Annotated in this window: 10 protein-coding genes; 2 read left to right on the top strand and 8 right to left on the bottom strand. The window is 65.5% G+C overall.

Features of this window, described 5'->3' with window-relative positions:
• Positions 1–63 precede the first annotated feature (63 nt).
• From smpB to prfB, 6 genes are read right to left on the bottom strand one after another with little or no spacing between them, the layout of a single operon-like run.
• Positions 64–573: an SsrA-binding protein SmpB gene (gene smpB, locus A5709_RS01435; protein ID WP_067946377.1), complete on the bottom strand. Its 510-nt coding sequence runs from the start codon at positions 571–573 to the stop codon at positions 64–66.
• Positions 574–575: 2 nt separating this feature from the next.
• Complete coding sequence (gene ftsX, locus A5709_RS01440; protein WP_067946374.1) at positions 576–1,469, bottom strand: permease-like cell division protein FtsX; 894 nt, start codon at positions 1,467–1,469, stop codon at positions 576–578.
• Positions 1,470–2,159 carry a cell division ATP-binding protein FtsE gene (gene ftsE, locus A5709_RS01445; RefSeq protein ID WP_066952188.1) on the bottom strand — a complete coding sequence of 230 codons (690 nt, stop codon included), beginning with the start codon at positions 2,157–2,159 and terminating at the stop codon, positions 1,470–1,472.
• Positions 2,160–2,202: 43 nt separating this feature from the next.
• On the bottom strand, positions 2,203–2,688 hold the full coding sequence (locus tag A5709_RS01450; RefSeq protein WP_067946372.1) for a hypothetical protein: 486 nt from the start codon (positions 2,686–2,688) through the stop codon (positions 2,203–2,205).
• Positions 2,685–3,671 (bottom strand): mechanosensitive ion channel family protein, encoded by a 987-nt coding sequence (locus A5709_RS01455; protein ID WP_068117447.1) that lies wholly within the window; start codon positions 3,669–3,671, stop codon positions 2,685–2,687. Before A5709_RS01455 ends, A5709_RS01450 begins: the two co-directional genes overlap by 4 nt.
• Complete coding sequence (prfB, locus tag A5709_RS01460) at positions 3,661–4,767, bottom strand: peptide chain release factor 2 (RefSeq protein WP_068011252.1); 1,107 nt, start codon at positions 4,765–4,767, stop codon at positions 3,661–3,663. The genes A5709_RS01455 and prfB overlap by 11 nt, the downstream gene beginning before the upstream one ends.
• A gap of 163 nt (positions 4,768–4,930) precedes the next feature.
• On the opposite strand from prfB, the gene A5709_RS01465 reads away from it, so the two are divergent.
• Entirely contained in the window at positions 4,931–6,298 is a 1,368-nt protein-coding gene (locus A5709_RS01465; RefSeq protein WP_068117451.1) for an FAD-dependent oxidoreductase, read from the top strand.
• Here the strand turns inward: A5709_RS01465 and A5709_RS01470 are convergent, their stop codons facing one another.
• Together A5709_RS01470 and A5709_RS01475 are read right to left on the bottom strand one after the other, a co-directional pair.
• Positions 6,299–6,715, bottom strand: coding sequence for a group III truncated hemoglobin (locus A5709_RS01470; RefSeq protein ID WP_068117456.1), 417 nt, complete (start codon positions 6,713–6,715; stop codon positions 6,299–6,301).
• 15 nt (positions 6,716–6,730) lie between these two features.
• On the bottom strand, positions 6,731–7,516 hold the full coding sequence (locus tag A5709_RS01475; RefSeq protein ID WP_068117459.1) for a universal stress protein: 786 nt from the start codon (positions 7,514–7,516) through the stop codon (positions 6,731–6,733).
• Positions 7,517–7,710: 194 nt separating this feature from the next.
• Here A5709_RS01475 and A5709_RS01480 point away from each other — a divergent pair.
• A partial coding sequence (locus tag A5709_RS01480) for a nitric-oxide reductase large subunit (RefSeq protein ID WP_068117462.1) occupies positions 7,711–9,751 on the top strand: 2,041 nt, incomplete at its 3' end.

A 9,751-nucleotide genomic window follows, 5' to 3' on the forward strand; every position in this document is an offset into this window, starting at 1 on the left:
CACCGCCCACAAAATCGCTGACGCCGTACGTAACGGCCGACAGCTGGGCGTAAGCGGCCCCGATCAGTTCATGCCCTTGGCTCGGCGACCCAATTCACGGACCACTTCGCGCTGGGCATCGCGGCGGGCCATGTCCTGACGTTTGTCGTGCGCTCGCTTGCCGCGCGCTAACGCGAGCTCGACCTTGACCTTTCCTTCGGAGAAATACAGAGACATCGGCACGAGGGCGAGGTTACCATCTCGTATCTTTCCGACCAGGCGGTCAATTTGTGCCCTATGTAACAACAACTTTCGATTGCGACGGGGCTCATGGTTGGTCCAGCTACCGTGCTGATACTCCGGAATGTACAAGTTGCGCAACCACACTTCGCCGTCGTCGACGGTTGCGAACGCGTCGGCAAGGGAAGCATGGCCCTGGCGCAGGCTTTTCACCTCTGTACCCTGCAAAGCCACTCCGGCCTCGAACTCCTCGAGGATCGAATAGTTATGCCGCGCTTTGCGATTGGTGGCAATGATCTGTTTGCTGCCGCGCTTGCCGCCCGCCGCCTTGGCCCGGCCGGGATCTTTGGCCACAGCTACCGCCGGATGTAGAGGCGCAGCGTCGCGTAGGCGGTCAGGCCGGCCATCGACACGCCGAGCAGGAACAACCACGGTGAGATGTAGAGGATGTCGGCATAGTCGACCTTCGCGATCAAATGCGCTTGATAGAACTGGCTTAGCGCGTTGTCCAGGAACCACGCCCGCACCAGGACCAAGCCGACGACCGCGATGGCCACACCGATCGCCGCGGCCAGCATCGCCTCCACCAGGAACGGCAGCTGGGTGTACCAGCGGCTGGCGCCGACCAGCCGCATGATCCCGATCTCGGTGCGCCGCGTGTACGCGGCGACTTGGACCATGTTGGCAATCAGCAGGATCGCCCCGACGGCCTGCACCAGGGCGACGGCGAACGCCGCATTACGCAAACCGTCCAAAACGGCGAACAACCGGTCGATCAAATCCTTTTCATTGAGGATGCTGCGCACGCCGGGCTGACCCTGCATCGCCGCATCGAACTCCGAATGTTGTTCAGGGTTGTTCAATTTGACGATGAACGACGCGGGAAACGATTCCTTGCCCGCCACGTCCTTGAACTCCGGAAACTTCTTGATCGCGTCGTTGTAGGCGTCCGGCCGGTTGACAAAGCGCACCGATTTGACGTCTTGTCGAGCATCGATCTTGTCCCGCAGCGCTTTACACGGGCCAGACGCGCACGTCGCGTCGTTGGCGGAGATGTCGTCGGTGAGAAACACCTGTGTCTCGACCCGGTCGAGATAGATCTCCCGCGAGTTGTCGGCCAACCGGACCACCAGCAGACCGCCCCCGAACAGGCCGATGGAGATCGCCGTCGTGAGGATCATGGCGGCCGTCATCGTGACGTTGCGACGCAGCCCGGTCAGGACCTCGTTGAATAGGAAGCCAAAGCGCACTTAGCGGTCCATCCCATAGATGCCGCGCTGCTCGTCGCGGACCAGGCGTCCCAGCGACAGCTCAACGACGCGCTGACGCATCGAGTCGACGATGTGGTGGTCGTGGGTCGCCATCAGCACCGTCGTCCCCGTGCGGTTGATCCGCTCCAACAAATCCATGATGTCCTTACTGGTATCCGGGTCGAGATTCCCGGTTGGCTCGTCGGCCAGCAGCACCAGGGGCCGGTTGACGTACGCGCGCGCGATTGCGACGCGTTGCTGCTCGCCACCGGACAGCTCGTGTGGCAGTCGGTTGGCTTTGCCGGACAAGCCGACGGTTTCCAGCACCTCGGGCACCACGCGGTTGATCGCGTCGGTCCGTTTGCCGATCACCTCCAGGGCGAAGGCGACGTTCTCGTAGACGGTCTTCTGCTGCAACAGGCGAAAGTCTTGGAAGACGGTCCCGATCACCTGACGCAGCTTCGGCACGTGACGACCGCGCAGCTTGTTGACGTGGAACTTCGACACCCGGATGTCGCCGGTGGTCGGGTTCTCCTCGCCGAGCAGCAGCCGCATGAACGTCGACTTGCCGGAGCCCGACGGGCCGATCAGGAAGACGAATTCACCCTTGTCGATTTTGACGTTGACGTCCTCCAACGCCGGACGCGCCGACGCTTTGTACTTCTTACTGACATGGTCCAGGGTGATCATCACGGCACGCCAGTGTAGCCGTGAATTTCGCTGGCAAGCCAAGTCAACTGGCCGGCAGCGGTGAACTAGGCGCCGGCCCGGGCCCCGGCTGCGGTAGCTGAGGCGGCGGTGTGGTGGCGCTCGTGCTGGGTGGGCAGAAGGGCGGCGGCAGCAGGCAGGGCAGCTGCGGCAGCTGCACCGGCGGCGTCGTCGTGGTCGTCGTCACCGGCGGTGGGGGCGGTGGTGGCGGCGGCGTGCTCGTCGGCGTCGGCGTGTACGTGGCGGTGGGCGGCGGCTGCTGCACGCGGCTGCGCGGCACCCAGGTGTAGTTGGGGTCGGGCACGAAACCCGGAGGTACCACTTGCTGCGCCGGCGGCTTGGGCGCCGGTTCCGGACGGTAGGTGTCGTAGACCCACCACACGACGAAGAAAGCGACGATCAACACCAAGGTCGACGTGCGAACTCGCCCGCCGAACATGTAGTGCGGCCAGCGACGGTCCGCATCCGAGTCCTCGCTGCGCTTCTCGAAGATGCTCAGGGTGAACTTCAACGCTTCTGCACCGCACCTTGCACGTCATTGTCGATTCGCTCTTCGGCGGCCTGGGCGGCCGGGACCGACGGGTCTTCCACCAGGCCCACCGTCGCGTCCGCCGAGGTCACGATGCCCACGCGGGCCAGCGCCCGAATGACCAGGACACGCAGCTGCCGGCCCGCTTCGAACTGCTTGCCGGGCAGGGTCCGGGCCACCAGCCGCAGGGTGACGGTGTCGACTTCGATGCTCTCCACGCCCATCACCGTGGGGGCGTCCAACAGCAATTCGCCCAACACCGGGTTATCCATGGCGCGATCGCATTCCTGGTGCAAGACCTCGTTGACCCGGTTCAGGTCGGCGCTCGTGGACACCGGGATGTCCACCACCGCGCGCGCCCAATCCTTGGACAGGTTGACCACCTTGACGATCTGGCCGTTCGGGATGGTCAACACCTCGCCGTCCGGCGAGCGCAGCCGGGTCACCCGCAGCGTCACGTTCTCGACGGTGCCGCTGGCCTCCGTCGCGGAAACGACGGTAAGCGTGACCAGGTCTCCGAATCCGTACTGCCGTTCGGCCAGGATGAAGAAACCGGAGAGCAGGTCTCGCACCAGCTGCTGCGCGCCGAAACCCAGCGCGGCGCCGACCACGGTGGCCGGCGCGACCAGTCCGCCCACCGAGAACTGCAGCACGTCGGCGATCTGCATCATCACCCAGATGCCGATGAGCACCACCGACACCCAGGAGATCACCGACGCCATAGCCTGGCGGTGCTTCGAGGCTTCCGAGCGGACCAACGCGTCGCTCTCGGCGAAGCCCAGGTTGAGCTGACGGGTCACCTGCTGCGCGACCCAGTTGACGAACCGGGCCGCCAGCACCGCCACGATCAGCACCATCACGATCCGCAGACCGCGGGTGATAATCCATTGCCCGACGTCACCGCGCCAGAAGTCGTGCCAGCCCAGCGCCTTTATCGAGGCGAGAAGAGTTGTGTTAGTCGTCATCTTTTCGGTTGCGCCACCGGATTCCCGCTTCCAGGAACCCGTCGATGTCTCCGTCCAGGACGGCCGCCGGATTGCCGACCTCGTACTCGGTCCGCAGGTCCTTGACCATCTGATAGGGGTGCAGGACGTAGGAGCGCATCTGGTTGCCCCATGAACTGCCGCCTTCGCCTTTCAACGCGTCCAGCTCCGCGCGTTCTTCGGAACGCTTGCGCTCCAACAACTTTGCCTGAAGCACGCGCATCGCCGAGATCTTGTTCTGCAGTTGCGATTTTTCGTTCTGGCAAGTCACGACGATACCCGTTGGGATGTGGGTTAAACGAACCGCCGAGTCGGTGGTGTTCACGGATTGGCCGCCGGGACCGCTGGAGCGGTAAACATCCACGCGCACATCGCCTTCCGGAATGTCGATGTGGTCGGTGGTATCCACCACCGGAAGAACCTCGACTTCGGCGAACGACGTTTGCCGTCGACTTTGGTTGTCAAACGGGCTGATCCGCACCAATCGGTGGGTGCCCTGCTCGACCGACAACGTGCCATACGCGAACGGGGCGTGCACCGCGAAGGTCGCACTCTTGATGCCCGCCTCCTCGGCATAAGAAGTGTCGAACACTTCGACGGGGTACTTGTGCTGCTCGGCCCACCGGATGTACATCCGCATCAGCATCTCGGCCCAGTCGGCGGCGTCCACCCCGCCGGCCCCCGATCGGATGGTGACCAGCGCCTCGCGCTCGTCGTACTCCCCCGAGAGCAGGGTGCGCACCTCGGTCGCCTCTATATCCGCCCGCAGCGCCTTGAGCTCCGCGTCCGCCTCGGCGAGCGCGTCCGCCGCACCCTCCTCGGTCGCCAGCTCGTAGAGCACCGGCAGGTCGTCGAGGCGTCCCCGCAACTCCTCGATCCGCCGCAGCTCCCCTTGGGCGTGTGACAACTCACTGGTCACCCGCTGCGCGCGGGCCTGGTCATCCCACAATTGAGGATCGGACGCCTCGTGTTCGAGCTTCTCGATGCGACTGCGCAGACCGTCCACATCGAGCACCCGCTCCACCGTGGTCAGGGTGGAGTCAAGGGCGGCGATATCGGCTTGACGGTCGGGTTCCACAGCGGACAACGTTACCGGGACCCGCCAAGCGCATCGGCTCCCGGCGAGTGCTCAGGCCACGACCAGCGGTCATGCGTTTAGCATCGAGTCACGATCATGTGCGCCCCGCGCTGCGCGCCGACAGCCCCCCGCGCGCTAACCGGGCACGAATAGAAGGTCGAGTATGCGCCCATACCACGTTGCAATCGTCGGCTCCGGACCGTCGGGATTCTTCGCCGCGTCCTCCCTGCTGAAGGCGGCCGATGCGTCCGAGGACATCGATGTGGCCGTCGACATGCTGGAAATGCTGCCCACCCCGTGGGGGCTGGTGCGCTCCGGCGTCGCACCCGACCATCCGAAGATCAAATCGATCAGCAAGCAGTTCGAAAAGACCGCCGAAGATCCCCGCTTCCGGTTCTTCGGCAACGTGGTGGTCGGTGAGCACGTGCAGTCCAGTGAGCTGGCCGAACGCTACGACGCCGTCGTCTATGCCGTCGGTGCGCAGTCCGACCGCGCGCTCAACATCCCCGGGGAGGAGCTGCCGGGCAGTGTCGCCGCCGTCGACTTCGTCGGCTGGTACAACGCGCATCCCAGCTTCGAGGAGGCGACGCCCGACCTTTCGGGCGCCCGCGCCGTGGTGGTCGGCAACGGCAATGTTGCACTCGACGTGGCACGCATCCTGGTCACCGATCCCGACGTGCTGGGCGCCACCGACATCGCCGATCACGCGCTCGAGTCACTGCGGCCGTGCGGCGTCGAGGAAGTGGTGGTCCTCGGCCGGCGCGGACCCCTGCAGACCGCCTTCACCACCCTCGAACTGCGTGAGCTGGGAGACCTCGAAGGCGTCGACGTGATCGTCGATCCCGCCCAGCTGGAGGGCATCACCGACGAGGACGCCGCCGCGGCCGGCAAGACGGCCAAGCAGAACATCAACGTGCTCCGTGGCTATGCACAGCGCGAGCCGCGCCCCGGTCACCGCCGGATCGTGCTGCGTTTCATGACCTCGCCCATCGAGATCAAGGGCGAGGACAGGGTGGAGCGGATCGTGCTGGGCCGCAACGAACTGGTGACCGACGAGAACGGGCGGGTGTCGGCGAAGGACACGGGCGAGCGCGAGGAGTTGCCGGTTCAGCTGGTGGTGCGGTCGGTCGGCTACCGCGGTGTGCCGACGCCGGGGCTGCCGTTCGACGAGAAGACGGCGACGATCCCCAACGCCGCGGGCCGGGTGGAGGGTAGCCGCAACGAATACGTCGTCGGTTGGATCAAGCGCGGGCCGACCGGTGTCATCGGCACCAATAAGAAGGACTCCCAGGACACGGTCGACACCCTGCTCGCCGACCTGGACCGCGCGAAAGAAGGCGGCATGGCCGAGTTCCCCGAGGACCACGCCGACAAGTTGGCCGACTGGCTCGCCTCACGCCAGCCCAAGCTGGTGACGTCGGCGCACTGGGAGATCATCGACCGCCATGAGCGGGCGGCCGGCGAGCCGCATGGCCGCCCCCGCGTCAAGCTGCCCAACCTGGCCGAGCTGCTGCGGATCAGCCACGGCTGATCAGGGGGCGACGGTGGCGAGCAGTTCGGGCGCATCGAGTCCGGTCAGCCGGCGGTGCATGGCCCAGGCGATCCTGGCGGCCTGAACCTTCGCCCGGTCCGCGGCCGGTCCGCGGTACATGTCGTCGACCGTGGCGTGCCAGATGGTGAGCCACCGCAGGAAGTGACGGTTGGACAGCGGGGTGCGCCGGTGAATGTCCCGGTGCGCCTGCAGCGCGCTACCGCGGTAGCGGCCCGCGCGAAACAACACGGTCTCCCAGAAATCGCACATCGTCGGCACGTGCGCGTCCAACCCGACGGCGCGCAGTCCGGCGAACGGCTCGGCCAAAACCTCGTCGTTCAGCGCCCGCCCATAAAAGCGGCGCAGCAACGCCTCCACGTCGGCGCGGTCGGTCAGATCCGCACTCGCTTCAGCCATCGCCACACCCCACCCTCATAAGTTGCTGCACCGGATCACCAGCACGGAATGCGCCGCGTTGCAGGCCTGCTCAGCGGCATGAGAGTCGGTGACCAGCAACTGGCCCGCTTCGGAGTGGGCGCGGATGTATTGCTCCACACTGCCCCGCACGATCGCGGACTCCACCCGGACGTCGGGATACAGCCGCGTCCACCGCCCAAGTCGTCGACTCAATTGCGCTTGCGCCGAACGCGTTCCATCGTGTGCGTCCTCGGGGCATACCCAGAGCGCGTGCAGTGTGGCTCCGCGCAGCCTGGCCTCGTCGAACGCGCGCCGCAGCACCATGCCGTTGTCGACGTCGACCACGACGCTGTCGACCTTCGGGGGTGTCGACCGTCTCGCAGGCTGATGGATCACGGCCAGCGGGCACCGGGCAGAGCGGGCCAAGGAGGTTGCTACGGAGGGTTCGCCATGGCAGGCATGGTTCAGCCCGATGGAACCGATACACATCATGGCCGCCGACCTCGACTCCTCGGTCAGCTTGGTCAGCGGCCTCCCGCAAACGATCTCGGTTTCGACCTGGACGGGAACGCCGGTGGCGTCGACGGACCGATGGGCTTCGGCAAGCGCCGTCCGTGCTGCGGCGAGGCGCGTCTCGCACGCGTGCGCGCTGGAGGCGTCCTGCGGATCGACGACGTAGATCAACCGCATTGGGATGTTCCGGCTGGCCGCCTCATCGAGGGCCCACAGTGCCGCCTGCGTCGCCGCCCTCGATCCGTCCACCCCTACGACGACCGCCGGACCTGGATGGCTATTGCTCATCGCGGTCTCCTCTGCTGAGCTGTACGCGGGGAACTTTCACGTCGCTCAGCCACGACGGTATGGCCGGGAACGTCTCTGCCCCAGGGGCATTGGTCCCGAAATCGAGGCCATTGGCCCCTGGGACCAGCGGCGGCGGGAATTGGCGTTCCCACCGCGATGACAAGCGAACACGCTTGAAGACGGGAGACTCGCAGATGGCCGCTCAACAGACCGCTCGACCGACTTCCTCGCAGCCGCTGGTCGGCAAAGGCTGGATTCAGGGCGTCGCCCTGGTGATGATCTTCGGCTTCCTGGTCATGGGCATCCTGGCCTACCGCACGTACTCGGCGTCGATGCCGATGCCGGACAAGGTCGTCAACGAGTCGGGCCAGCTGCTGTTCACCGGCGACGACATCACCCGGGGGCAGGAGCTCTACCAGACGCGCGGCCTCATGGAATACGGCTCGGTGCTGGGGCATGGCGCCTACCTGGGGCCCGACTACACCGCGGAGTACCTGCGAATGGCGACGCAGGACGTGGGCGATCAGCTACGGGCGCAGGGGGTCGCCGATCCGCGTGACCGGGTGGTCACCGAATTCCGCACCAACCGCTACAACGGCAACACCAAGACGTTGGTGTTCACCGACCGGCAGGCCGCGGCGTTCGAGCACATTCAGCGCCACTACGCCGCTTTCTTCGGCGAGAACTCGACGAAATACGGGCTACTGCCCCAGATGATCACCGACAAGGCGCAGATCCACGACCTGACGGCGTTCTTCGCATGGACGGCCTGGGCGGGGGCGGCCGAACGCCCCGGCCACAAGTACAGCTACACCAACAACTGGCCGGCCGAATCGCGCGTCGACAACGGGCCCACCGCGCCGGTGATCGTGTGGTCGGCGCTGTCGCTGATCGCGCTGCTGGGTGGCATCGGCGTCATGTTCGCGGTCTACGGGCGCTGGAGCCAGAAGGTCGGCTGGCACGGGGCGGAGTCGTCCACGCTGTCCTTCCGCCAGCCCGGCGAAGTGAGCCTGACGCCCGCGCAGCGGGCCACGATCTGGTTCTTCGCGATCGTGTCGGTGTTGTTCCTGGCGCAGACGCTGTTGGGCGCGGCGGCCGAGCATTACCGGGCCGACCTGTCGAACTTTTTCGGGCTGGATCTGGCCCGCGTGCTGCCCTACAACCTCGCCCGCACCTGGCATGTGCAACTGTCGCTGTTCTGGACCGCGGCGGCTTTCCTGGCCGGTGGCATTTTCCTGGTGCCGTTCATCGCCCGCCGCGAACCGCGCCGTCAGGGCTTGCTGGCCTACGTGTTGCTGGGCGCGGTCGCGGTAGTGGTGTTCGGATCGCTGATCTGCGAGGCACTCTCGATCTACGGAGTGATCCCGCACGGGCTGCTGTCCCAGCAGTGGGAGTATCTCGACCTGCCGCGGCTGTTTCAGATCCTGCTGATCATCGGCATGTTCGTGTGGATTGCGATCATCTTCCGGGGCATGCGCGCGCGCCTCAAAGGCGAATCGAAGATGAACATGCCGTGGTTGTTCTTCTTCTCCGGGCTGGCGATCCCGGCGTTCTACACCGTCGGGCTATTGGCCAGCAGCGGCACGCATTACACCGTCGCCGAATTCTGGCGGTTCTGGGTGGTGCACCTGTGGGTCGAGGACTTCCTCGAGCTGTTCACCACGGTGATGGTGGCCTACATGTTCGTGTTGCTCGGCGTGGTGCGCGAACGGATCGCGCTGGGCGTGATCTTTCTCGACGTAATCCTGTATTCCGCGGGCGGGGTCATCGGCACCATGCACCACCTGTACTTCTCCGGCACCCCGGTGGAACACATGGCGCTTGGCGCGTTCTTCTCGGCGGCAGAGGTCATTCCGTTGACCTTCCTCACCGTCGAGGCATGGGCGTTCCTGCAGCTGGGTTCGCGACAGCAGTCGGGTGACGCCAAACCCTTCCCGCATCGCTGGGCGGTCATGTTTCTGGTCGCCGTCGGATTCTGGAACTTCCTGGGCGCAGGCATCTTCGGCTTCCTGATCAACCTGCCGATCGTGTCCTACTACCAGATCGGCACCGCACTGACCGCCAACCATGCCCACGGCGCGATGATGGGGGTCTACGGCATGCTCGCCGTCGGCCTGGCCATGTTCGCGTTCCGCTACGTGATCCCGGCCGACAAGTGGCCGGAGAAGTTGGCGCGAACCTCGTTCTGGTGCATGAACATCGGCCTCGCCTGGATGGTGTTCGTGACCCTGCTGC

Source organism: Mycobacterium sp. E1386 (genome assembly GCF_001672745.1).
Lineage (GTDB): Bacteria > Actinomycetota > Actinomycetes > Mycobacteriales > Mycobacteriaceae > Mycobacterium.

Excerpts from the sequence above, each read along its gene's own strand:
- ftsE (WP_066952188.1), bottom strand. The coding sequence starts at position 2,159 with ATGATCACCCTGGACCATGTCAGTAAGAAGTACAAAGCGTCGGCGCGT.
- A5709_RS01455 (WP_068117447.1), bottom strand. The coding sequence starts at position 3,671 with ATGACGACTAACACAACTCTTCTCGCCTCGATAAAGGCGCTGGGCTGG.
- A5709_RS01465 (WP_068117451.1), top strand. The coding sequence starts at position 4,931 with ATGCGCCCATACCACGTTGCAATCGTCGGCTCCGGACCGTCGGGATTC.
- A5709_RS01470 (WP_068117456.1), bottom strand. The coding sequence starts at position 6,715 with ATGGCTGAAGCGAGTGCGGATCTGACCGACCGCGCCGACGTGGAGGCG.
- A5709_RS01475 (WP_068117459.1), bottom strand. The coding sequence starts at position 7,516 with ATGAGCAATAGCCATCCAGGTCCGGCGGTCGTCGTAGGGGTGGACGGA.